Here is a 22,436-nt window from a genome sequence, read left to right as displayed (position 1 = left end):
GCCGGATCTTACCGCATGGACGATGGATCAGTCCGCCGTGCCGCTACAGACCATAAGCATAACAAATGCCGGGTGCATGAAAATACGCGGATTCCCACCCCGCTTTCACGCCGCCTCCGCCGCCTTCAACAACACCTCGATCCCCTGCGGCTCCACCGGCCTGCTGAAACAATACCCCTGCATCTGGTCGCACCCATGCTCGTGCAAAAAGGCCAGCTGCTCCGACGTCTCCACCCCTTCCGCGATCACGTTCAGCTTCATCGAATGCGCCAGCGCGATCACCGCGTTGACGATCGCGGCGTCGTCCGCGTCCTGGGTCAGGTCGCTCACGAAAGAGCGGTCGATCTTCAGGCTGTGGATCGGGAAGCGCTTCAGGCTCGCCAGGCTCGAATACCCGGTCCCGAAATCGTCGATCGCCAGCTGCACGCCCATGTTCGCCAGCCTGGCCATGGTTTCGGTGGCGGCGGCCGGGTTCTGCATCAGCACGCTCTCGGTGATCTCCAGCGTCAGCCAGCGCGGATCGCAGCCGGTCTTGTTCAGCAACTCGGCCACGCGCTGGGCCACGTCCTGGCCCAGGAACTGGCGCGCCGACAGGTTCACGCTCACGCGCACCGGCGGCAGGCCGCGGCGCAGCCAGGCCACCTGCTGCGCCATCGCGGTTTCCAGCACCCATTCGCCGATCGGCACGATCAGGCCGGTTTCCTCGGCCAGCGGGATGAAGTCCGATGGCGCCACCATCGGCCGGCCGTGCGGCTTCCAGCGCAGCAGCGCTTCCACGCCGCTCACGTTGCCGCTCGCGATGTCCACCACCGGCTGATAGTGCAGCAGGAATTCCTGGCGCTGCAGCGCGCGTTGCAGCGCGCCTTCCATGCGCAGGTGCTCCACCGACTGGGCGCCCATGTCGGCCATGTAGAAACTGTAGTGGTTGCCGCCCGTGCCTTTTGACTGGTACATGGCGCTGTCGGCGCACTTGAGCAGGGTCGCGGCGTCCAGGCCGTCGCGCGGATACATCGCGATGCCGATCGAACCGGTCGGGAAGACCTCCTGCCCGCACAGCATCAGCGGCTGGAACAGGTTATCCAGCAGCTTTTGCGCTACCTTGCCCGCATCGTTTTCGCCGCCCAGCTCGGGCAGCACCACCACGAATTCGTCGCCGCCCTGGCGCGCCACCGTGTCGCTCTCGCGCAGGCTGCTCGCCAGGCGGCGCGCAATCTCGACGATCATCTTGTCGCCGGCGTCGTGGCCCAGGCTGTCGTTGACGTGCTTGAAGCGGTCCAGGTCGATGAACATCACCGCCACCTGCGTGCCGGCGCGGTGCGCGTGCACGATGGCTTGCGCCAGGCGGTCCTGCAGCAGCACCCGGTTCGGCAGGCCGGTCAGGGCGTCGTGGTTGGCCATGCGCAGCAGCGCTTCTTCGGCGCTCTTGCGGCGCGAGATGTCCTCGACCACCGAGATGAAGCGCTGGTTGCCGTTGGCGTCGCGCATCATCGAGACGCTGATGTTCACCCAGATCGGCGTGCCGTCGCGCCGCAGCAGGCGCCGCTCGCGCTGGTAGTCGCCGATTTCTCCGGCGCGCAGGCGTTTTACCAGCGCCAGCTCGTCGGGCAGGTCGGCTTCATGGGTCAGTTGCTGGAAAAAGCGCTGCAGCAGCTCCACTTCGCTGTAGCCCAGGATCTGCGCCATCTTGCGGTTCACGCGCAGCAGGCGGCCGTCCGGGCCCAGCAGCACGATGCCCACCGCGGCCTGGCTGAAGGTGAGCCGGAAGAACTCCTCGCTCTCCTGCAGGCGCAGGCGCGCCTTGCGCCGGAACGTGACGTCCTGGCCGATCAGGAGCAGCATGTGGCCGCCCGCCTGCTGGGTGCGGCGGATGTTGAACTCGACGTAGCGCACGCCGTCGGCGCGGCCGTCCAGCGTCACCAGCACGTTGTCCTGCGGCGCGCCGGTGCGCAGCGCCTCGTCGACGCGCGCCGCCAGCTCGGGGGCGGGCAGCCATTGCTCGAGCGGGTGCCCGGCTGCGGCGGCTTCTTCCGGCGCGCCGACCAGGTCGGCCATCGTGCGGTTCATCGAGCGCACCTTGCGGTCGGCATCCACCACCACAAGGCCGGCGGGCATGCCGTCGATCACCTGTTCCAGGTAGTCGCGGTTCTGGCGCACATTGCGCTGGTCGGCGTGGGCATAGGTGTCCAGCGCCAGCCCCATGTCGAAGCAGACCACCTTCAGCACCGCATCCCAGGCCTCGATGAAGCGCGCCGGATCGTGGTCCAGCTTTTGCCACAGCAGGCTGGACAGTTCAGAGAGGTATTTGCGGTAGGCGCCGATATACCATTTCGGGTCGAGCCCGATGCGCTGGTGGGTGGCGCCCACGCGCAGGCGCTCGTGGATGTAGGCCGGGCCGTAGTCGCCGGCCGTCAGGCTGCTGAAGTAGCCGGCCTGTGCGCGCCGCAGGCGTGAGGTGGTTTCGCTGTCGGCCAGCAGCTCGCGCAGGCGCGGGAAGGCCAACAGGTGTGCATAAAAACTGTCCGAGAAGGTGTCGCGCTCCTGGTCCAGCAAGGCGTGCACCTCGCGCAGGACGGCGGCGTCGCGCTCGTCGAACTGCAGAAAACTGCGGCGCGCCGCGATTTCTTCGTCGTCCAGGCCGATCTCTCGTGCGAGGGCGTCGATCATTTCCCGGGTTTCCCTCATGCAATCCTCCGCGCCTGCAAGAACCGCACCGACCTGGCCGTACCACTTCTCATCTGGGTAATCATGGGAAACGCCTCTGGTCAATCGTCTTGACCAAGAATTAATAACCTGCTGGATATCTTAGTTGCATGATAGCAAATAGCTTCATGGCGGTCTGTCACTTACTGGCGATCTGTTGTTTATTTGTCTTAGTGTTTGCCGGCCTATTAACTTGGTTTAAGTCGAGAAGCGCTGGACGTTGCACCAGCACAAGATGCAGCGCAGGGATGGGGTGACAGTGGGGAATCGTCATCATTTCAGGAGCCCGCCATGTCCCCCCACCCTCTCTTGCCTTCGGCCGCCGCCGCGGCCCTGGTGCTGGCGTTGTCCAGCAGCCCCGCGGCCGCCGTCGACGTCACCGTCACGCCGGTGAAGCCCACCGTCGAGCGCGGCGACGACGTGATGGTGCGCGTCACGCTCACCAATTCGTCGGGCGCCGCCCAGCACCTGCTGCGCTGGCGCACGCCGCTGGATGGGGTGGAGGCGCCCTTGTTCGAGGTACGGCGCGACGGCCAGCCGGTGCGCTATCTCGGCCGGCGCATCAAGCGCGCCGCGCCCGGTCCGGCGGACTACGTGCGCCTGGATCCCGGCGCTTCGCTCAGCAAGACGGTCGAGCTGTCGCGGCTGTACGAAATGAGCGTGACCGGCAGCTACACGATCCGCTACCACAGCGCGGCCATGCCGGCGCCGGGCGCCGGCGTCCAGGCGGTGGTCGGTGAACTGGTCTCGAAGCCGGTCAGCATCTGGGTCGACGGCCGCCTGCCGCGCGGCGCCAAGCCGGCCGCCATGGCGCCGGAACCGGGCGGGGCCGGCCTGAGCTACGCCAATTGCTCGAACGCCCAGCAGGAGCAACTGGTGACGGCGATGGACGCGGGCCGCGCGATGACGGCCGACAGCCACGCTTATCTGACGTCCGGCAAGCAATATGGCGAGCGCTACACGACCTGGTTCGGCGCCCTCGACGCCGCGCGCGGCGCCAAGGTCACCAGCAATTTCACGGCCATCAAGGACGCGTTCGAGAACAAGCCGGTCAAGTTCGACTGCGATTGCGACGAGCCGTATTTCGCCTATGTGTACCCGGCGCGGCCCTACACCGTGTGGGTGTGCAGGGCGTTCTGGGCCGCGGCCGTGACCGGCACCGATTCGCGCGGCGGCACCCTGCTGCACGAACTCAGCCATTTCGACGTGGTGGCGGCGACCGACGACCATGTGTACGGCCAGGCCGGCGCGGCCGAACTGGCGCGCACGGCGCCGGAGCGGGCGATCAACAACGCCGACTCACATGAGTATTTTGGGGAGAATACGCCTGCGCAGCAATGATGGCCGGACCGGTTGGGTGGACGGCCGAGCCATCCACCCAACCGGTCAGGTAGTAGGCTCTACCGCTGCGTAAACGAAAACTTCACCGGAATCGCCGGACTGCTCTTGATGCTGGCCGCATCGAGCTTGCCCAGGCTACTCAGCCACGGCCCGGCATAGCGGATCTCGTAGCTGTGCTGCCCCGGCTTGAAGGCATAGGCCTGGGTGATGTCGATCGTGTTCAGGTGCGTGGTCTGCGGCTTGACCTCGAGGTAGTCGGCCGGGCCCGGCGCGGCGCGCTTGACCATGCGGCCGGTATAGGCCACTTCTTCCTCGGGCGTGCGCAGGTTGAAGCGCGGGGCGGTCAGGTCGTCGCCCAGGGCGATCTCGCGCGGGATCCACACCGACTGGTCGCCGCGGTTCTCGATCAGCACCCGCACCTTGACCGACTTGGCGCCGGTCTCGACCTCGAGCCGGTGATGCACGTTCACCTTGGCCTCCACGGCCTTGACCGCGCCGACCAGGCCGCCCAGCGCCAGCAACGTCGCCAGCACAGCTGCCGGCATGCTTCGTTTGACATGCATCTCGTCTCCTTACGACACGGGGCCACCATGGTGTTCAAAAAAGGCTGCCGCTGATACGGCAACCGCCTTTCGATTATGACATGAGTTATCGCTGCAGTTCAGGGAAGAATGTTACCGCCTGTTTCAGGCAAGGCCGCCAGGATGGTCACCGCCACCCGCCGGTTGCGGGTCTGCCCGGCCACGTCCGTGTTCGGCGCCACCGGCCGCGTGTCGGCAAAGCCGATCGCCGACAGGCGCGCCGGCGGCAGGCCGTTGTCGATGAACAGGCGCACCACGCTCGATGCGCGCGCGGTCGACAGTTCCCAGTTCGACGGATACACGGGGCTGGCGATCGGCACGTCGTCGGTATGGCCCTCGACCTCGATGCGGTGGGTATCGTCCCTGAGCAGGCCGGCCACGGCGCCCAGCACTTCGCGCGCCTCCGGGTCGAGCGCCGCTTCGCCCTGCTCGAACAGCACGCTGGCATTGATCTCGACGCTGACGCCGCGCGCGTTCTGGGTCACCCGCACCTGGCCCGACTTCACCAGCGGCAGCAGGGTCGCCGACAGCTCGCGCGCCATCACGCCCATGCGCTCCTGCTCGCGGCGCGCGGCCTCGTTGCGCTTGCGGTTGATGATGTGCGACAGCGGCAGCACCGGCTCGACGTTGGTATTGACCTGCGTGGCCGCGCCGCGTCCGCCGAAGGCGTCGCCCAGGGCGTCGGACAGCACCTGGTACTTGCCTTCGTTGACGATGGAGATCGCGTACATCACCACGAAAAAGGCGAACAGCAAGGTGATCAGGTCGGCGTACGAGATCAGCCAGCGCTCGTGGTGCTCTTGCGGGACGTCGTCGTCGTAGCGCTTGCGGGCCATGATGTCGCCTGCCGTCAGTGGCGCGCCAGCAGGCTGGCGACGCGCTCGTCGACCACGCGGCCGTGGTCGCCGCTGGCGAGATCGGCGAACACCTCGGCCAGGATCTCGTACTGCGAGACCCGGTCGTTGACGATCGCCTTGAGCTTGTTGCCGACCGGGTAGAAGAACAGGTTGGCCAGGCCCACGCCGTACACGGTCGACACGAAGGCGACCGCGATGCCGGAACCCAGGCGCGCCGGGTCGGACAGGTTTTCCATCACGTGGATCAGGCCCAGCACGGCGCCCAGGATGCCGATCGTCGGCGCATAGCCGGCCGCCGATTCCCAGATGCGCGCCGCTTGGCGCTGGGCGAATTCATAGCCGTTGATCTCGTGTTCCAGCAAGCTGCGCAGCTTGTCCGGCGCGATGCCGTCCACCACCAGGCGCAGGCCCTTGGCCACGAACGGGTCGGCCTTGTTCATGTACTGCTCCAGCGACAGCAGGCCGTCGCGGCGCGCCGACTGGCTCCACAGCGTGATGTCGCGCGACAGTTTCTGGCGCCCGTTCTTCGGCGGCACGAACACCCAGCGCAGCATGCCGAGGCCGCGCAGGAAGGTGCGGGTTTCGCTCTGCAGCAGCACGGCGCCGAAGGTGCCGACCACGACAATGGCGAAGGCGGCCGGCTGCATCAGCGATGCAAACTTGCCGCCGTCGAGCGTGTAGCCGAGGAAAATGCCGGCGATCGCCAGCACCAGGCCGCCTACGCTGGCCCAGTCCATATATGCTCTCGCAAAGTGGTGCGCAGGCGCGCGACGGCCTGGGTGTGCAGCTGCGACACCCGCGATTCACTCACACCCATGACGGCGCCGATTTCCTTCAGGTTCAATTCCTCTTCGTAGTACAAGCCCATCAACAGTTTCTCGCGCGGCGGCAGGTTGTCGATGGCCTCGATCACCGCGTGGCGGAAGTCGGTCTCCATCAGGCCGCGCAAGGGGTCGCTGTCGTCCACCGCGTAGCGGTCGAGGAAGTTGCCGTCGCCGTCGTCGTCGTGGAAATCTTCGTAATAGACCAGCTGGTGGCCGCCCGAGTCGGCCAGCATCTCCTGGTAATCCTCGAGCGAGAGCTTGAGCGACTTGGCCACTTCGGATTCGCTCGGCGGCCGGCCCAGGCGCTGCTGCAGCTCGTGCATCGCGGTCTCGACCTTGCGCATGTTCTGGCGCGTGCTGCGCGGCATCCAGTCGCTGCTGCGCAATTCGTCGAGCATGGCGCCGCGGATGCGCAGCACCGCATAGGTCTCGAACTGCGCGCCGTGGTTGTCCTCGTAGCGGTTGATGGCGTCCAGCAGGCCGATCATGCCAGCTTGCACCAGGTCATCCACCTCCACCGAAGGCGGCAGCTTGGCCTTCATGTGGTGAGCAAGACGCTTTACCAACGGCATATGCTCCGTCAGCAAAGAATTCTTGTCCGCTTTCCCTTTGACCGTGTACATGCTGGTGTCAGTCTTCTCTCTACGTGTCTTCTATTGCCGATGTCGATTACGAACCAAAGTGGGCCGCGCTCCCCTGCTTGCCGAACTGCGGCATGGCGTGCAGCGCGAACTTGCCTGCCAGCTGGCGAAACGCCACCGACGCGCCGGCCAGCGGGAAGGCGTCGACCACGGCCCGGCCCAGGCGCGCGGCCCGGTGCAGATACTCGTCGGCCGGCACCGAGCCCATGAAACTGAGCTTGACGGCAAGGTAACGTGTTGCTGCTGCTGACATATTATCGTATACCACCTTGGCCTCTGCCTCTGTCGCACCGGTAACAAGGATACCGAATGGGCGCCGGCCCAGTTGCTGCGACAGCCGCTTGATCAGCGCATAGGCGTTCGTGATAGACGCCGCGCTGGTGGACACCTGCACCACGATCTCGGAATCGAGCATCGAGGCCACCGGGAAATCGCCGTCCGGGCCGAGCTCGGCGTCGACGATGACGATGCCGGTTTGCAGCGCCAGCACGTCGAAGGTATTGCCCAGGCGGCGCGCCTCGGCTGCGGTTTCGGGCGCGCCCATCGGCACCACCGAAAAGCCTTGCGGCGCCGGGCGGATCACCTGGTTCAACGCGCTTTCCTGGCGCGCCACCTGCAGCAGCGAGGCGCGCCGGTTCATGCCGAGCCGGCGCGCGACGCCGTATTCCACTTCGCAGGCGTCGACGATCAGCACGTCGTTGCCGGTCTGGGCCAGCGAGGCGCCCAGGTTGACCAGCATGGCGCCCTTGTCGTCTTCAGGCGTGGCCGACAGGAAGGTGACCACGCGCGGACGCGGGCCCTGCAGCATGCGGCGCAGGCCTTCGGCCTGGTCGAAATCGAAACTAGCCACGGTTCACCTCGCGCGCGGCTTGTGCCGCAGCCATCATCAGCGGCATGTCGGCTTCATTTGCGCCGTTGCCGCGGTTGCGGAAAGCGCGGTCCACCAGCAGGTTGCGGTCGGCCACGTGCAGGTCTTCCGGCACGCGCTGGCCGTTCGAGATGTAGTGCAGGTTCAGCTTCTGGCGGATCACGACGTCGAGCACGCCGCCGATCGATGCGGCTTCGTCCATCTTGGTCATGATGGCGCCGTGCAGGCCGCTGCCCTGGTAGGCGCGCACCACTTCGTTCAGCGTTTCGTTGGTCGAGGTCGAGTTCAGGCACAGCAGGCGCTTCACGTCGGCGCCCGAGCCGGACAGCATGGCGACCTGCTCGGCCACCATGTGGTCGCGCTGCGACATGCCGATGGTGTCGATCAGCACGGTGTGCTTGTTGCGCAATTCCTTCAGGGCGATGCGCAGGTCGGCTTCGTCCTTCACCGAGTGCACCATCACGCCCAGGATCTTGCCGTAGATGCGCAGCTGCTCGTGGCCGCCGATACGGTAGGCGTCGGTGGTGATCAGGGCCAGCTTGTCCGGGCCGTGGCGCATCACGCAGCGCGCGGCCAGCTTGGCGGTGGTGGTGGTCTTGCCGACGCCGGTCGGGCCGACCAGGGCGTACACGCCGCCCTGCTCCAGCAGCGCGTCTTCGTTGCCGATGGTGGTCAGGTTACGCGCCAGCACGGTCTTCACCCAGCGCATGGCTTCCGCGGCATCCTTGGTCGCCGGCATTTTTTCAATCAGGAAGCGCGCCAGGGTGGCCGAGAAACCGGCGGCCAGCATCTCGCGCAGCACGGTCGCCTTGTGCGGCTCGCGCTGGGCGGTGGCGTTCCACGACAGTTCGGCCAGCTGGGTTTCCATCAGGCCGCGCATGGCGCGGATCTCGCTCATCATGCCGTTCATCTCGGCGGCGGCCGATTCCTTGGCCTGGGCGATGGCGGCGCTCATCATCGAGGTCATGGCGCTCATGTCGATGGTCGGCTCCGGGGCCGGCGCGCGGCGCTCGGCGTAGGTCGGGGCCGGGGGCACTTCCGCGTAGGCTGGCGCGATCGGCGCCGCTGGCGCGGCCGGGGCGGCGTCCTGCAGGCGGCGCGACAGGAAGGCCGGGGCGGCGGCGGGGGCCGCAGCCGGCATTGGGGCCAGGTCGTCGAAGTGCTGCAGCTGCGGCGCTGGCTGGGCCATTTCCGAATCGGCGGCCGGCGCGGCCAGCGAGGCCACGTCATCGTTGTCCAGCGCCAGGATCTCGACCTGGCCGTCGACTGGACGGTTGGAGAGGATGACGGCATCCGGACCAAGGGCTTCGCGCACCTTGCGCAATGCATCTCGGGACGTTGCTGCCGTAAATTTCTTCACCTTCATCTGGTTCTCCGCGCTTCAATCTGATTCTGCATGACGGGCACGATGCCCATCGATAGGAAGCATTATTAACGATGCCCTCAGGAAACCATCAGGGGAAAAGGATGGGGAAAATGGTCTATTTCGACGGAATCAGTAAAATCGATACTTTTTGACGAAGTGACAAGCCGGGATTGTCGTCAAAAGGCGTCTATGCTTGGACGATCTTTGCTCGCGCGTGGAGGTCTAAACAGGAAGGCAGGCCATCTGTCGATGGCGCCGGGAGGACACCATGGTCAAATCGATTCGATTGCTGTATCGCAACGTCCAGGGCCGCGTGCGATGCAATTACAACTGGGACTGGCAAAAGATGTGCGAGCGCTCCGCCGTCATGGTCACCGCTGTCGAGTGGAGCTGCGGGGGCGGGACGGGTGCCGTGACCTTTACCCACGATTCCTCTCCCGGCCACCCCCACCTGGGCCAGGCCAATGTATATGTGACCAATATCGGGCCGCACGATTCCGAGGGCGGGCCAGGCGGCGTCGAGTTCTATTTGCACGCCGACTCCGACACGCCGCTGGATGTACTGGTGACCATTACCGACCTGGGCCTGGTCGAGCGCACGATCAACGTCAAATGACGAGCCTGTTGTTGCGGCTCAGCGAGCGAACGCGATCTATCATCATGAGCGTGCATCATTCGCTCGCACCTGAAAGCCAGTCGGCCAATAAATATAGCAGGAAATTCCATGACAGCTTACGGGTGGGTACCTGCCAACTTATTGCGAAGACTCACTGACTGCATACGCCATCTCCCTATGATCAAAAGCTTGTTGGCTAAATTTAGGAGATAGCGAATGGTCGAGTGCACGTTCGAACTCAACGGCAAACCGATGAGCCTGTTCAAGATGGGCGCAACTCACTTTCCGGCGTTCTCAGGCCTTGGCAGGCATGTGAACCAACGGGAGTTTATTTGCACCCCAAACCTCGGTCCCATTCCTCCCGGCACCTACTATATTGTGGATCGTCAGTCAGGTGGCAGATTAGGCGCTCTACGGGATCTGTTGCGAGACCGATCGGAGTGGTTTGCCCTCTATGCAGCGGACGGCAAGATTGATGACGAAGTATTTTGCGACGATGTAAAGCGAGGAAACTTCAGACTTCATCCGAACCGAGTCGGCGGCGTGAGCCAGGGTTGCATCACTTTGGAGAGTCTGGCTGACTTCAACATATTGCGCGCCCATCTCAAAGCAAGCAACCAGGTCGACGTTCCGGGAAGCCCGCTGCAGGCCTATGGAAGGGTCATCGTCAGGTGAACAAAACCGTCACGCGTGTCCTTGTCGCCATCTGGATCCTCGTCGCCACTGTCGCGCTCACCCGACTGATCCTCGTTCGCCCTGATCTTTTCCCTCGCGTGCCCGAGTCATTCGCACTCTGGGCAATCGATGTATATGGCTCGACAAATGGCGAGGAACTGGCAGATCTCGAAACGCTTCTCGCACTCGGCTTCTCATTCATCGTCGTGCTGCTCGTCACGGCGCTCTGCCGATTCATCTGGCGCAGAGCCGGCCGCTTCACGGCGATCACCGACTGACCGGGCGGCATACGAACACCGCCCTCCCCCATTACATCGGCACACCCACCAGGCTGGTCACCCGAATCGTCTTGGTTTCCGGCACTTCTGCATGCGACAGCACTTTCAGCTGCGGCACGGCGCGGCGCAGGAAGCGCGACAGCAGCACGCGCAGCGGGGCCGGCACCAGCAGCACCGGGGTGTGGCCCATCTGTTCCTGCTGGTTGGCCGAATGGGCCGCCTGCTGGGCGATGGTGTCGGCCAGGCCCGGCTCGATGCCGGTGCCGTCGCCGCCGGCGCCCATCGCCTGCATCAGCAGACGCTCGAGGCGGTTGTCCAGGGTCATCACCGACAACTCGTTCTCGCCCGGGAACAGCTGCTGGACGATGGCGCGGCCCAGGGCCACACGCACCACGGCGGTCAGTTCCGACGGGTCTTGCGTCATGTTCGCGTGCTCCGACAGCGCCTCGATGATCGAGCGCATGTCGCGGATGTGCACGCCTTCGACCAGCAGATTCTGCAGCACTTTCTGCAGGGTCGACAGCGACACGACCTTCGGCACCAGGTCTTCGACCAGCTTCGGCGTTTCCTTGCCCAGGTGGTCCAGCAGCGCCTGCACTTCCATACGGCCCAGCAGTTCCGAGGCGTGCATCGTGATCAGGTGGTTCAGGTGGGTCGCCACCACGGTGCCGGCGTCGACCACGGTGTAGCCCATGCTCTGCGCTTCGTCGCGCAGGCCGGCTTCGATCCAGGTGGCCGGCAGGCCGAAGGCCGGATCGGTGGTCACCAGGCCAGGCAAGGTGCCGCTGGCCATGCCCGGGTTGATTGCCAGGAACTGGCCGTTCAGCGCTTCGCCGCTGCCCACTTCCACGCCCTTCAGGGTGATGCGGTAGGCCGATGGCTTGAGTTCCAGGTTGTCGCGGATGTGCACCGGCGGCGCCAGGAAGCCCACTTCTTGCGCGAACTTCTTGCGGATGCCCTTGATACGCTTGAGCAGCTCGCCGCCCTGGTTCTTGTCGACCAGCGGGATCAGGCGGTAACCGACTTCCAGGCCCAGCGTGTCGACCGGCATGACGTCCTGCCAGGTCGCTTCTTCGCTCTCGCTAGGGGCCTGTTTGGCGGCGGTCGCCTCGGCGGCGGCCGCGGCGGCCGCTTCTTCCTTGGCCGGCGCTTCCTTGCGACGCTTGGAGATCAGGTAACCGGCGCCGGCCAGCGAGCCGCCCAGCAGCAGGAACACCAGGTTCGGCATGCCCGGGATCATCCCCAGGCCGCCGATGATGGCGGCGGTGATGTACATCGTCTCGGGCTTGGCCATCAGCTGGTTGGTCAGCTGCGAGCTCACGTCTTCGTCGTTGGCGACGCGCGACACGACCATACCGGCCGCGATCGAGATGATCAGCGATGGAATCTGGGCCACCAGGCCGTCACCGATGGCCAGCAGGGTGTAGACCTTGGTCGCTTCGCCGAAAGCAAGATCGTGCATCACCACGCCGACGATCAGGCCCGCCACGACGTTGATCACGGTAATCATGATGCCGGCGACGGCGTCGCCCTTCACGTACTTCGAGGCGCCGTCCATGGCGCCGTAGAATTCGGCTTCCTGCGCCACTTCCTGGCGGCGCTTGCGGGCTTCGGCTTCGCCGATCAGGCCGGCGTTCAGGTCGGCGTCGATCGCCATCTGCTTGCCAGGCATCGCATCCAGGGCGAAGCGTGCGCCGACTTCGGCGATACGGCCCGCGCCCTTGGTCACGACCGAGAAGTTGATGATGGTGAGAATGATGAAGACGACGATACCGACGGTGTAGTTACCGCCGATCAGGAAGTGGCCGAAAGCCTCGATGACCTTGCCGGCCGCGGCGCCGCCGGTGTGGCCTTCGGTCAAAACGATACGGGTGGAAGCGACGTTCAGCGCCAGGCGCAGCATGGTCGAGACCAGCAGGATGGCCGGGAAGGCCAGGAAGTCGAGCGGCTTGACTGTATACAGTGCGGTCAGGAGCACGATGATCGACAGCGCGATATTGAAGCTGAAGAACACGTCGAGCACGAAGGCCGGCAACGGCAGGATCATCATTGCCAGCAGCATGATGATCAGTACGGGCGCGGCTGCCGCCTTGCCGCCTCGTGCACCGAGGCCGCTCATCCAGGCTGGCAGTTTCATGCTGTTGGTCATTCAGTTCACTCCGTGTTCAGTTCAATTCGGCCCCCCCTGGCTTAGGCGGCGCTGGCTGTTGCGACGCCGGGTTCAGCGGGTCCATCTCGTCGGGCACTTTCAACTTCGTCGGGCGATCCGGGTAATCCCCTTCGCCCTTCTTGTAGGCGCGCAGCTGGTAGACATAGGCCAGCACTTCCGCCACCGCCGAGTACAGCTTTTCCGGGATCTCTTCGTCGATATCGGTATGCTTGTACAGGGCGCGGGCCAGGGCCGGGGCTTCCATCAGCGTGACCTTGTGTTCCTGGCCCAGCTCGCGGATCTTGGCGGCCACGTCGTCGATGCCCTTGGCCACGACCCGCGGCGCACCCTTGCCGTCCGTATACTTCAGCGCCACCGCATAGTGGGTCGGGTTAGTGACGATCACATCTGCAGTAGGTACATTTTGCATCATCCGTCCCCGGGCCATTTCGCGCTGCAACTGGCGAATCTTCCCCTTAATCTGAGGATTGCCGTCCGACTCCTTGGATTCCTGGATCATTTCCTGGCGCGTCATTTTCAGTTTGTCTTTCCAGTGCCATAACTGGTAAGGACCGTCGATCAGGGCGATGAAGCCGAGCGCGCCGACGATGAACAGGAAGGATTTGCCGATCATGGCGCCCACGTGGGCGCTGCTTTCATTGAGGGGCTCGACCGCCAGGCCCAGCATCGCCTCCTTCTGGCCGCTGACCACGATATACGCCACCACGCCCACGACGATGGTCTTGGCGACCGCCTTGAGCAGCTCGACCAGGGCGTTTTTCGAGAACATATTGCCAATACCCTTGATCGGGTTCAGCTTCATGAAATTGGGCATGAAAGCCTTGGACGAGAACAGCCAGCCGCCGATCAGGAGCGGCGAGACCAGGGCGATGACCATGATGGCGCCGGCGATCGGCAGGCACGCCAGCAGCACGGCGACCAGGTCATTGAGGATGCGCTCGATCAGGATGGCGGGATTGAAGACCTGTTCGCGGTCGAGCGACAGGCCGGACTTGAGCGCCAGGCTCAATTTGCCGACGAGCATGCCGCCAAAGGCCCACAGGCAAGCCCCGGCAGTCATCAGGACGGTAAAGGTGGCCAGCTCCCGCGATCTGGGAACGTCGCCTTCCTCGCGCGCCTTCTCGATCTTCCGGGGCGATGCGTCTTCTGTCTTTTCTGCGTCGCTATCTTCCGACATGCCTACTCCGCCAAACTATGTCACATGCGCCTTTGTACCGCGCAAATGAAATTATCGCCGGAATTGCCGTGCGGCTAGATATAAAACAGGATGGGAAAGCGGCCGCTGTTCGCGGCCGGATGCCTGGCATTACATGCGGCGACGGACGAAGGCCGGGGCCGGCTGCTCGCGGCCGAGGTCGGACAGCGGGGCCGGCTGGTTGGCCGCGGTCGGCTTGGCGATGCGGGCGGACACGATCACCGGCGCGATCACTGGGGCGATCGGGGCGACCACGGGCTTGACCACCTTGACGGTGGACGTGGTGGCCGGCGCCAGTGGGGCGGCGGCCACGTGCGCCGGCAGGCGGCGGCGGGCGCGCCAGGCGGCGACCACCAGGCCGTACACGACCAGGTACAGCGCGAAACTGGCAACCACGCCCTGCATCAGCACGGCGGGGGTGTTCGCATGGTTGACGGCCAGCGTGGCCGGCACCAGGGCGATGCTCCACGACACCGGCGACACGCAGGCATTGCGCAGCGGCGCCGGCAGCATGCGCAGATAGCGCGCGGTGATCGCCGTCTTGACCAGGCTGTGCAGGTGCCAGCTGTCCGGATGGCCCGGATGGCGGCGGCACCACAGGCGGCGGCAGATGGTGAACAGGGTTTCGAAGACCGGATAGGCGCAGGCCAGCAGCGGGGCCCAGGCCGAGACCGAGGGATTGCGGTAGACCAGCATCACCGACAGCCAGGCCAGCAGGAAGCCCAGCAGGTAGGCGCCGCCGTCGCCGAGGAACAATTTGCCAAACGGGAAATTGACGACGAAGAAGCCGGCCGTCACGGCGCAGATCACGAAGCACAGCTGGGCCAGGTGGACGTCGCCGGCGCCCAGGGCGATCAGGCCCAGGGTGGCCAGGCCGATCACGACCGTGCCGCTGGCCAGGCCGTTGAAACCGTCGATGATGTTGACCGCATTGGCCACGCCGCCCACCGCGAAGGCGGTGAACAGCACCGAGAACGGCAGCCAGCCCAGCAAGCCGTCGAGCGGCGCCAGGCCGGTGTATTGGAGGGTGACGCCGGTCAGGAACCAGCAGACCGCGCCGCTGGCCATGGTCGCCAGCAGGCGCGCGCGCACGGACACGGTGCGGGTCAGGTCTTCGGCCAGGCCGAACACGAAGGCCGGCAGCGAGGCGATCAGCACCGGCAGCAACAATTCCTGCTGCGCCTGCGGCAGCACGCCCAGCGCCATCCACAGGCCGATCATGATGGCGGCGCCGCCGATGCGCGGGGTCGGGGTGATGTGGAATTTCTGTACACCGCGCGTCGCGTCGAGCGAATAGCGCCCGTGCCAGCGTGTGGTGAACACGAGCAGGAGGGAGCAGATCAGCGATGTGGCAAAGCCGATTTCGAGGCCAGCCATGGGCAGGTTATTAATACTCATAGAACCACTTTGTTAACTCGTCAATTCTAGCGCATTTCTTGTTGATCTTCCGGCAAACGTGCTCGGCCACGGATTCTATCCCAATGTCACAAACGCACTGTTACGTCATGCAAGCTATTGATTGTGCAAGAACAATTCGACGATTCTAGGGACGTTGCGATCTGCCAATCAATCGCCCTGAAACTTCTCCTAATATTTCTCGACAAATTGTTACACTTTTCTTCAGTGATATTTAGATAGATTTATTTCTCGTTCACAAACAAGGTGAACCATGGCAAAACATAATCGCAAGCCATTTAGTTTCATTTTTTATATTGTGTTATGCCTGAGCGCGCTGCACCCGGGCCTGGCCCGGTCGCAGGCCGCCCCTTCCCCCGAATTGCTGGAAGCCCAGGCCCGCCTGCTGGAAGCAGAAACCCGGCAGGCGCTGGCCGAAGCCGAGCGCGCGGAACTGCTGGCGCGCCTGCCGCCGGCCCAGGCCAAGGCATTGAGCGGCAACGTCGACGCCGCCAAACTCGGCGCCGCCGGGCTGGCGCGTGCCTTCGACCTGGCGCTGGAACTCGCCACTGAAGTCTGCGCCGGCCTGCCCCAGGACCGCCAGGTCACCCTGTACGACCCGATCGTCAGCCAGGGCGTGGTGGCGGCGCGCACCGTCGACGGCGCCCTCGCGCGCACCGCGCAGGAATTGGCCGCGCGCAATCTCGAGCTGCAACGCTACATTAACGCGCACACCCCGGAATCGGCTGACCGCCGCACGGCGATACCGTTGATCTGGCTCACCGCGCCCACGGTATTACTCCGCGCCGGGGCCGACCTCGCCAGCCTGTTCAAGAGCGACGCGACGCTGGCCGGCAGCGCCTATGGCGACGGCGCGCGCGCCCTGTTCGCCAGCGCGCTGGCGCGTTCCTGCCCCGCCCGCCTGGCGGGACTGAGCGGCGGCTATATGGGCGAACTCGACATTGCGCGGCATGCGCGCCTGCTCGACCAGGTCAGGCTGGTGGCGGGGGAACGGTCGGTGCTGGCCCAGCACGCGGCGCGGCTGGAAATGCTGGCCGACGCCGCCAAAGGCGAACTCAAGAAAGAACTGCAGGCCGTCGAGGCCGCCGCCAGGGCGCAGCTGAAGGCGGTCGACGCCTTCACCGAGGGCTTACGGGCAGGCGAAGCCAGTGACAAAAGCCCCTTGTTTACCGCGGCGCGCTACCTTGGCCAGGCCGAACGCAGCGCCGGCGCCCTGGTGCTGGACGTCGACCTGCGGCTGGAAGGCTTGACCCAGGTGCGCGGCAACCTGTTCGGCGGCGAACGCCTGTCCCTGTCCGGCGTCGCCTTTCTCTGGTACCGGCTGCACGAGCCGGACGGCCGGCTGCTGCGCGCCGATGCGCTGCGCCGGGTCAGCCGGCCGGTCGAAGTGGACATGCGGGGCGAGCGCGACGATAGTGGATTTTGGCGGTAGGGTCGGCCGGCGCCCGCAGCCGGCTACACCGCCGGCCGTACCGTCTGCTCGATCGCCCCGAACAACGATTTGCCGTTCTCATCGAGCATCTCGATGCGCACCGTGTCGCCGAACCGCAGGTACTGGGTGACGGCTTCGCCGCCATCGATCGTTTCCTGCCAGCGCTGCGTGGCGATGCTGGCGTAACCCGGCGTGTGGCGGCGCGTCGCGCGGTTCGCGACCACGCCCGCGCCGAGAATGGTGCCCGCCGTGACCTTGCGGCCGGCGGCCAGCGCCGCCAGCAGTTGCGGGAAGCTGAAGGCCATGTCCTCCCCCGCCTCCAGGGTCCCGACCGGATTGCCGTTCCACACCACCCGCAACGGCAGCGCGGCCTTGCCGCCGCGCCAGGCCTCGCCCAGCTCGTCCGGCGTCACCGCCACCGGCGCGAAAGCGGTCGCCGGCTTGGCATGCAGCAGGCCCAGGCCAGTGGCGCGCTCATTGGCCGCCAGGTTCTGCAAGGTGACGTCATTGGCCAGCAACAGCAGGCGGATCTGTCCATGCGCCGCGTCCAGCGTCGCGCCCTGCGCCAGGTCGCCGCTCACGACCGCCAGTTCGGCGCCGAAGTCGATGCCCCACTCCTCGCGCGCCAGCACCAGGTCTTGCCGCGGCCCCAGGAAGGCGTCGCCGGCCGCGCGCGCCAGTTGCGGCTCGTCGCGCCAGGCCGCCGGCAATTCGGCGCCAGCGGCGCGGCGTTCCAGTTCGTGGTGATGCAGGTAGGCGGCGCTGCACACGCGCCCGCTCGCGCGCGGCAGCGGGGCCATGCAGCGGGCCGGGTCGAAGTCGAAGGGACGGCGCGCCTTGCCCTCGTTCAGTTGACGATAAAGAACGTCGAGCTGGGGCGCGATGAAGGCCCAGTCGTCGAGGGCGGCGCGCAGGCTGGGCGCGATGCCGTCGGCGACGTGGGCGGTTTTCAGGTCACGCGACACCACGGCCAGCTGGCCGTCGCGGGTGCCGTCGTCGAGCGTGGCGAGTTTCATGGAAGCCTCCTGGTGCGAGGCCGCCATTCTACGATACGGCTCAGTACCCCGGCCTCAGTACTTGACGATGATGCCGGCGCCGAGCGCGCGCTGGAAGTAGTTATAGTCGATCATGCTCTGGCCATAGCCGGCGAAGGCATTGACATAGCCCTTGACCGGGCCCGCCAGCGGGAAGGCCCATCCGACCTGGACCGCACCCTTGTCAGTGCTGAAGTTACGGCGCACCATGGCCGACAGCTCGTGGCCACCGTTCAAGCGGTAATTGCCTTCGAGTTCGAAGCGGCCCATGTAGTCGATGATGTCCGGGTTGTTGTCGTCGTCGAACGATTCGTTGACGCGCTTCCAGACCTTGGCCGTCATGGTCAGCGGGCCGCGCTCCAGGCCGACCTGGGCATAGAACCGGTTCCAGCTGCGCGACAGCGTCGACGACTGGCCATTCGACTGGTGCACGAAGCCCAGGTTCAGGAAGCGCACGTTGACGCCCGCCAGCGCGTAGTCGAGCGGCGTGACGACCATGACCTCGGGCTGGTAATTGGTCTCGCGGAACGGGCTGGACGCCTCATGGTTGGCCGCCTGCCAGAAGCTGTTCTGGGTATAGCCGAACCAGACGTCGACCGGCAGCTCGAACAGCGTCTCGGCCATCTTCATCTTGAAGCTGAGCTGGAACTCCAGCTCGGCCTTCGACAGGCCTTCGGCATCCGGATCGGCGGCCAGGAAGTCGCGGTACGGCTCTTCGTTCGGCCGGTGGGTGCGGGTCGCCATCAGGTAGCTCGGGCGATGCGGACGGAACTTGAACACGCCACGCTTGTCGCGCGGGTCGAGTTCCCAGTGGCTGCTCAACGTGTACTGGGACGCGGCCTGCACCACCGGATCGACCGAGGCGGTGCGGTCCACCGCGCTGGTGCGCGGCGCATCGAAAGCGCCCTCGGCCACTGGCGCCGTGGTCGGCACCGGCGGCACGGCGGCCGGGGTGGCAGGCGTGGCGACGGCGGCGGTGGCCGGACCGGCGCCGGCAGCTGCGGCCGCCTGGCTGGCGGCAACGCCGTCGAAGCAGGCCAGGCGCTGGCTGCCGTCGGCGATGGCGGCGCATTCGGCCAGGGTTTGCGGTGCGGTCTGGGCCAATGCCGGCAGTGCCAGCAAGAGAGGAACCAGGGCGATGGTATGAGAAATTCTCGGGCGATAGGCGTGCATATTTATTGTTTTATATCAAAACGTTCGCGCAGCAACTGGTATTCAGTTGCCATCGCGCGTAAGTGTCGCGGATATTTCTTGTGGGTGTCGCACGTATTGCATCCAGGCATGCAGTTAAGCCTGCCTGTTTGCGGGATCGATCAGGCAGGCACCAGCAAGTCGAGCTGGGCCTGGTCGAGGAAGCACCATTCGCCCTCTTCGAGGCCGAGCGATTCCAGCGTCAGGCCGCCGATCTGCGAGCGGTGCAGCGCGCTGCAATGGTTGCCGGCGGCGGCCAGCATCCGCTTGACCTGGTGGTATTTGCCCTGCTCCAGGACGATCTCGAGGGTGTGCTCGCCGCGCTGGACACAGGACACCGCCTTCAGGGGCGCCGGCTCGTCGTTCAGCTGCACGCCGGCCAGCATGTGGGCGACCAGTTCGGCGGTGACCGGCTCGGCGGTCGTGGCCTGGTAAACCTTGGGCACGTGGCGCTTGGGCGAGGACTGGGCGTGGATGAACGGACCGTCGTCCGACATCAGGAGCATGCCCGTGGTGTCGTGGTCGAGACGGCCGACCGGCTGCACCTCGCGCCAGGTAAACTGTTCCGGCAGCAGGGTCAGCACGCCCGGATGGTGGCTTGGTTTACGCGAGCATTCGAAGTTGGCCGGCTTGTACAGCGCGATATAGACGTGCTCGCGATACGGCCATTCTTCGTCGAACACGGTCAGGACCAGGCCATCGGTGTCGAAGGTGGCTTTATAGCTGTCGACGGTCGCGCCGTTGACGGCGACGTCGCCGTCCTCGATCAGCGCGCGGCAATATTTGCGGGTGCCGAATCCCTGCGATTGCAAGATGCGGTCTAAGGACAATTTACTCATGGGCCGAGACTTTACCAGATGCGCACGCCCCTTGGGAAAGCATTGCCAGGCAAGACTGTTAGCGTTATCGGGTCAATCTGTTACCGTTACCTCCGACCCATTTTGCATGCACCCGTTCATTTGAGCAGCGTCAAGCCTTTCGAAATTCGCATTGATAGACTTCAACACGTTAGGAATCCGCCTAACGGCACCTACGACGTCCTTGAAAGGGGGCGGCCATAGCCAAAGGATAGGAATGAACGTGAACGACGATCTCGACACAGCAAATGGAAAGCTTTCCGCTCATGAGGCCCATTGTGCGCGCCAACGGCTCGCCAAGGACCATGCGGCGCTTTTCCCGACCCGACTCGCCATGGCGCGCTGGCGCGGCGGCGGAATTCCCCACCTGCACGGCGGCCACCCACCGCTGCGCGCCGCCTGGTATGCCCGCACCGTGCGCGACCACCAGGCTTGGCTCGACCGTGGCGGCTTTGCCCAGCATGAAGAGCAGATACCTTTCCGAAAGCCGTCGATGTGGCATCCACCAAAGGTCAGCTTGCCACAAGGTGGATTGCAGGTCTCCCAACAACACAGCCAATACCCTACGCAGCAGAATTCACAGCCCACCTGCCGTTCGGATCGCGATGGCGATGCCCGTCAGTGCGGCACTTGTACCTGAACCGGCACGCCTCCCGGCAGGACGCCGGAGGCACCTCGATGAGACCGGAAAACAGGGCGACGGAAAAACTGGAGGAGCGCGGTAGCCGTACCGATGAAGTACAAACCGATGAGGTATAAATGGAAACGACGGCCAAGGCCGTCGTTTCCGTTCCTGCGGCAGGCAGGCCATGCGGCAAGCCTCCCAGGGACGTACTACCGTGAGGAATTGAATTCTCTCGAAAACCGCACCGCGTGCGGTGGATAGCGTGTCGCCGTCCGGGCCGATCGACGCATCTGCCTCGCCGACCCTTGCTGCTCGCGCTACCGTTCCACTATAGCCGCTAGCCGTCGGTATTCAAGGACAAAATGTTCAGCGCAATTTCGGCACGGCTCCGTGGTAGGCCGCCTTGACCGCGCTTTCGCCGACCGCGGCGCCAAATTTCTTGAGCACTCTTTCTGGCAAGCCTTCGTGCGCCGTGTAGTCGACGATGTCCTCGGCCTTGACGATGTCGCGCGCCACCGTGTCGACGGTGCCGAAGGCGTCGGCCAGGCCCATGTCCACCGCCTTGGCGCCGGTCCAGTACAGGCCGGAGAAGGTTTCCGGGGTTTCCTTCAGGCGCTTGCCGCGGCCTGCCCGCACCACCGCGATGAATTGCTGGTGGATCTCGTTGAGCATCTCCTGGGCGTGTTCGCGGTGTTTTTCGGATTGCGGACTGAACGGGTCGAGGAAACCCTTGTTCTCGCCGGCCGTCAGCAGGCGCCGCTCGATGCCGAGCTTGTCCATGGTGCCGGTGAAGCCGAAGCTGTCCATCAGCACGCCGACCGAGCCGACGATCGAGGCCTTGTTGACGTAGATGCGGTCGGCCGCCGAGGCAATGTAGTAGCCGCCCGAGGCGCAGATCTCGTCCACCACCACGTACAGGGGCTTGTCGGGGTAGCCGCGCTTGAGGCGCTGGATCTCGTCCACGATGATGCCGGCCTGGACCGGACTGCCGCCGGGGCTGTCGATGCGCAGCACCACCGCCGCCGACCCGGGGTCGGAAAACGCCTTGTTCAGCGAGGGGATCACGGTATCGGCCGCGCCGCTGCCCTCGGCTTCGATCTCGCCGTTGATTTCGATCAGGGCCGTGTGGCGGCCCAGGTTTTCGACGTCGCCGCTGCCGAAATTGAAGTCGTAATACGCCCACAGCGCCAGCAGGGCGACAGTAAGGAAGCTCAGTTTGAAGAAAATGCTCCAGCGCCGGGCGCGGCGCCGCTCCTGGACGGTGGCGAACACCAGTTTCTCGAGCGTTTCGCGCTCCCAGTTGCCGATCGTCGGATTCGATGCGAGCCGGCTGTCGCCGGGGTGGTTCGTTTGGTCACTCATAAAGTCGGATGGGGTCGAAGGCGAGCGCTATCCCTGCGCAGGCGCGCGGAACCGCTCGTCGGGCAGCCAGTATATCTTGCCCGCGCCTTCGTGTACGGCGATCGGATGCAGGCGCCCGCCGCGGCACGGACCGCCGGCGCATTTGCCGCTGTCGGGCTCGTAGACCGCGCCGTGGGTGGCGCACATCAGGTACTGGCCGCCGGACTCGAAGAACTCCCCTTCCCGCCAATCGAGCTCGATCGGCACATGGGCGCAGCGGTTCAGGTAGCCATGCACCTGGCCGCGGTGGCGGATCACGAAACCGGTGGCCGGCTGCCCCCAGGCCAGCAGCGCGAAGCGGACGCCACGGCCGCCGTCCAATAAACCCTCGGCATCGCACACGAACAGGCGTTCATCGTCCGCCATCT

General features: G+C 65.2%; 21 protein-coding genes. 6 read left to right on the top strand and 15 right to left on the bottom strand.

Annotation, left to right across the window (positions count from 1 at the left end; genetic code table 11):
- Positions 1-105: 105 nt before the first annotated feature.
- Complete coding sequence (locus LO55_RS12135; protein ID WP_071361627.1) at positions 106-2,682, bottom strand: EAL domain-containing protein; 2,577 nt, start codon at positions 2,680-2,682, stop codon at positions 106-108.
- Positions 2,683-2,991: 309 nt separating this feature from the next.
- Between LO55_RS12135 and LO55_RS12130 the strand changes: the two genes are divergently transcribed.
- Positions 2,992-4,041 (top strand): M35 family metalloendopeptidase, encoded by a 1,050-nt coding sequence (locus LO55_RS12130; protein ID WP_071361626.1) that lies wholly within the window; start codon positions 2,992-2,994, stop codon positions 4,039-4,041.
- Positions 4,042-4,100: 59 nt separating this feature from the next.
- Here LO55_RS12130 and LO55_RS12125 read toward each other — a convergent pair whose 3' ends face one another.
- The 6 genes from LO55_RS12125 to flhF form a co-directional block, all read right to left on the bottom strand.
- Entirely contained in the window at positions 4,101-4,604 is a 504-nt protein-coding gene (locus tag LO55_RS12125; protein ID WP_005665826.1) for a hypothetical protein, read from the bottom strand.
- 98 nt (positions 4,605-4,702) lie between these two features.
- Positions 4,703-5,458, bottom strand: a complete 756-nt coding sequence (gene motD, locus LO55_RS12120; protein ID WP_071361625.1) for a flagellar motor protein MotD — start codon at positions 5,456-5,458, stop codon at positions 4,703-4,705.
- A gap of 14 nt (positions 5,459-5,472) precedes the next feature.
- Positions 5,473-6,216 carry a flagellar motor protein gene (locus tag LO55_RS12115; RefSeq protein ID WP_005665823.1) on the bottom strand — a complete coding sequence of 248 codons (744 nt, stop codon included), beginning with the start codon at positions 6,214-6,216 and terminating at the stop codon, positions 5,473-5,475.
- A complete protein-coding gene (locus tag LO55_RS12110) occupies positions 6,198-6,926 on the bottom strand; it encodes an RNA polymerase sigma factor FliA (RefSeq protein WP_005665822.1) in 729 nt (242 codons plus the stop codon). Before LO55_RS12110 ends, LO55_RS12115 begins: the two co-directional genes overlap by 19 nt.
- 46 nt (positions 6,927-6,972) lie before the next feature.
- Positions 6,973-7,794: a MinD/ParA family ATP-binding protein gene (locus LO55_RS12105; RefSeq protein ID WP_071361624.1), complete on the bottom strand. Its 822-nt coding sequence runs from the start codon at positions 7,792-7,794 to the stop codon at positions 6,973-6,975.
- Positions 7,787-9,178 carry a flagellar biosynthesis GTPase FlhF gene (flhF, locus tag LO55_RS12100; RefSeq protein WP_071361623.1) on the bottom strand — a complete coding sequence of 464 codons (1,392 nt, stop codon included), beginning with the start codon at positions 9,176-9,178 and terminating at the stop codon, positions 7,787-7,789. Before flhF ends, LO55_RS12105 begins: the two co-directional genes overlap by 8 nt.
- A 268-nt stretch (positions 9,179-9,446) precedes the next feature.
- On the opposite strand from flhF, the gene LO55_RS12095 reads away from it, so the two are divergent.
- The 3 genes from LO55_RS12095 to LO55_RS12085 all read left to right on the top strand — a co-directional run bounded on the left by LO55_RS12095 (position 9,447) and on the right by LO55_RS12085 (position 10,747).
- On the top strand, positions 9,447-9,794 hold the full coding sequence (locus tag LO55_RS12095; protein ID WP_071361622.1) for a hypothetical protein: 348 nt from the start codon (positions 9,447-9,449) through the stop codon (positions 9,792-9,794).
- A 216-nt stretch (positions 9,795-10,010) separates the two neighbouring features.
- A complete protein-coding gene (locus LO55_RS12090; protein ID WP_071361621.1) occupies positions 10,011-10,469 on the top strand; it encodes a DUF2778 domain-containing protein in 459 nt (152 codons plus the stop codon).
- The gene (locus LO55_RS12085) at positions 10,466-10,747 is read left to right on the top strand and encodes a hypothetical protein (RefSeq protein ID WP_071361620.1); all 282 of its coding nucleotides are present in this window, start codon (positions 10,466-10,468) and stop codon (positions 10,745-10,747) included. Before LO55_RS12090 ends, LO55_RS12085 begins: the two co-directional genes overlap by 4 nt.
- 31 nt (positions 10,748-10,778) lie before the next feature.
- Here LO55_RS12085 and flhA read toward each other — a convergent pair whose 3' ends face one another.
- From flhA to LO55_RS12070, 3 genes are all read right to left on the bottom strand, one after another.
- On the bottom strand, positions 10,779-12,896 hold the full coding sequence (gene flhA / locus LO55_RS12080; protein ID WP_071361619.1) for a flagellar biosynthesis protein FlhA: 2,118 nt from the start codon (positions 12,894-12,896) through the stop codon (positions 10,779-10,781).
- A 16-nt stretch (positions 12,897-12,912) separates the two neighbouring features.
- Positions 12,913-14,094 (bottom strand): flagellar biosynthesis protein FlhB, encoded by a 1,182-nt coding sequence (gene flhB / locus LO55_RS12075; protein WP_071361618.1) that lies wholly within the window; start codon positions 14,092-14,094, stop codon positions 12,913-12,915.
- Between the two features lie 129 nt (positions 14,095-14,223).
- Positions 14,224-15,489 carry an MraY family glycosyltransferase gene (locus LO55_RS12070; RefSeq protein ID WP_229410132.1) on the bottom strand — a complete coding sequence of 422 codons (1,266 nt, stop codon included), beginning with the start codon at positions 15,487-15,489 and terminating at the stop codon, positions 14,224-14,226.
- A 292-nt stretch (positions 15,490-15,781) separates the two neighbouring features.
- Here LO55_RS12070 and LO55_RS12065 point away from each other — a divergent pair, with 292 nt between their 5' ends.
- Positions 15,782-16,960 carry a coiled-coil domain-containing protein gene (locus tag LO55_RS12065; RefSeq protein WP_071361616.1) on the top strand — a complete coding sequence of 393 codons (1,179 nt, stop codon included), beginning with the start codon at positions 15,782-15,784 and terminating at the stop codon, positions 16,958-16,960.
- Positions 16,961-16,983: 23 nt separating this feature from the next.
- Here the strand turns inward: LO55_RS12065 and LO55_RS12060 are convergent, their stop codons facing one another.
- The 3 genes from LO55_RS12060 to LO55_RS12050 all read right to left on the bottom strand — a co-directional run bounded on the left by LO55_RS12060 (position 16,984) and on the right by LO55_RS12050 (position 20,024).
- A complete protein-coding gene (locus LO55_RS12060) occupies positions 16,984-17,976 on the bottom strand; it encodes a fumarylacetoacetate hydrolase family protein (RefSeq protein WP_071361615.1) in 993 nt (330 codons plus the stop codon).
- Positions 17,977-18,030: 54 nt separating this feature from the next.
- Positions 18,031-19,116, bottom strand: a complete 1,086-nt coding sequence (locus LO55_RS12055; protein ID WP_307188248.1) for a phospholipase A — start codon at positions 19,114-19,116, stop codon at positions 18,031-18,033.
- 191 nt (positions 19,117-19,307) lie between these two features.
- Complete coding sequence (locus LO55_RS12050; RefSeq protein WP_071361613.1) at positions 19,308-20,024, bottom strand: pseudouridine synthase; 717 nt, start codon at positions 20,022-20,024, stop codon at positions 19,308-19,310.
- A 241-nt stretch (positions 20,025-20,265) separates the two neighbouring features.
- On the opposite strand from LO55_RS12050, the gene LO55_RS26320 reads away from it, so the two are divergent.
- Positions 20,266-20,682 (top strand): hypothetical protein, encoded by a 417-nt coding sequence (locus LO55_RS26320; protein WP_143054507.1) that lies wholly within the window; start codon positions 20,266-20,268, stop codon positions 20,680-20,682.
- A 351-nt stretch (positions 20,683-21,033) separates the two neighbouring features.
- On the opposite strand, the gene LO55_RS12040 is transcribed toward LO55_RS26320, so the two are convergent.
- Both LO55_RS12040 and LO55_RS12035 read right to left on the bottom strand, forming a co-directional pair.
- On the bottom strand, positions 21,034-22,029 hold the full coding sequence (locus LO55_RS12040) for a S49 family peptidase (RefSeq protein WP_071361611.1): 996 nt from the start codon (positions 22,027-22,029) through the stop codon (positions 21,034-21,036).
- A gap of 27 nt (positions 22,030-22,056) precedes the next feature.
- Positions 22,057-22,434: a Rieske (2Fe-2S) protein gene (locus LO55_RS12035; RefSeq protein ID WP_071363775.1), complete on the bottom strand. Its 378-nt coding sequence runs from the start codon at positions 22,432-22,434 to the stop codon at positions 22,057-22,059.
- Positions 22,435-22,436: the final 2 nt, after the last annotated feature.

Origin of the sequence: Massilia timonae, assembly GCF_001866515.1 — a bacterium.
GTDB lineage: Bacteria > Pseudomonadota > Gammaproteobacteria > Burkholderiales > Burkholderiaceae_D > Telluria > Telluria timonae.
The sequence above is the reverse complement of the archived record's forward strand: the minus strand, read 5'-3'. Positions and strand labels throughout refer to the sequence as shown.

What these genes read in the sequence shown, in the direction of transcription:
- LO55_RS12135 (WP_071361627.1), bottom strand. Translation starts at nt 2,682, where the DNA reads ATGAGGGAAACCCGGGAAATGATCGACGCCCTCGCACGAGAGATCGGC.
- LO55_RS12130 (WP_071361626.1), top strand. Translation starts at nt 2,992, where the DNA reads ATGTCCCCCCACCCTCTCTTGCCTTCGGCCGCCGCCGCGGCCCTGGTG.
- LO55_RS12125 (WP_005665826.1), bottom strand. Translation starts at nt 4,604, where the DNA reads ATGCATGTCAAACGAAGCATGCCGGCAGCTGTGCTGGCGACGTTGCTG.
- motD (WP_071361625.1), bottom strand. Translation starts at nt 5,458, where the DNA reads ATGGCCCGCAAGCGCTACGACGACGACGTCCCGCAAGAGCACCACGAG.
- LO55_RS12115 (WP_005665823.1), bottom strand. Translation starts at nt 6,216, where the DNA reads ATGGACTGGGCCAGCGTAGGCGGCCTGGTGCTGGCGATCGCCGGCATT.
- LO55_RS12110 (WP_005665822.1), bottom strand. Translation starts at nt 6,926, where the DNA reads ATGTACACGGTCAAAGGGAAAGCGGACAAGAATTCTTTGCTGACGGAG.
- flhF (WP_071361623.1), bottom strand. Translation starts at nt 9,178, where the DNA reads ATGAAGGTGAAGAAATTTACGGCAGCAACGTCCCGAGATGCATTGCGC.
- LO55_RS12095 (WP_071361622.1), top strand. Translation starts at nt 9,447, where the DNA reads ATGGTCAAATCGATTCGATTGCTGTATCGCAACGTCCAGGGCCGCGTG.
- LO55_RS12090 (WP_071361621.1), top strand. Translation starts at nt 10,011, where the DNA reads ATGGTCGAGTGCACGTTCGAACTCAACGGCAAACCGATGAGCCTGTTC.
- flhA (WP_071361619.1), bottom strand. Translation starts at nt 12,896, where the DNA reads ATGACCAACAGCATGAAACTGCCAGCCTGGATGAGCGGCCTCGGTGCA.
- flhB (WP_071361618.1), bottom strand. Translation starts at nt 14,094, where the DNA reads ATGTCGGAAGATAGCGACGCAGAAAAGACAGAAGACGCATCGCCCCGG.
- LO55_RS12070 (WP_229410132.1), bottom strand. Translation starts at nt 15,489, where the DNA reads ATGGCTGGCCTCGAAATCGGCTTTGCCACATCGCTGATCTGCTCCCTC.
- LO55_RS12065 (WP_071361616.1), top strand. Translation starts at nt 15,782, where the DNA reads ATGGCAAAACATAATCGCAAGCCATTTAGTTTCATTTTTTATATTGTG.
- LO55_RS12060 (WP_071361615.1), bottom strand. Translation starts at nt 17,976, where the DNA reads ATGAAACTCGCCACGCTCGACGACGGCACCCGCGACGGCCAGCTGGCC.
- LO55_RS12050 (WP_071361613.1), bottom strand. Translation starts at nt 20,024, where the DNA reads ATGAGTAAATTGTCCTTAGACCGCATCTTGCAATCGCAGGGATTCGGC.
- LO55_RS12040 (WP_071361611.1), bottom strand. Translation starts at nt 22,029, where the DNA reads ATGAGTGACCAAACGAACCACCCCGGCGACAGCCGGCTCGCATCGAAT.
- LO55_RS12035 (WP_071363775.1), bottom strand. Translation starts at nt 22,434, where the DNA reads ATGGCGGACGATGAACGCCTGTTCGTGTGCGATGCCGAGGGTTTATTG.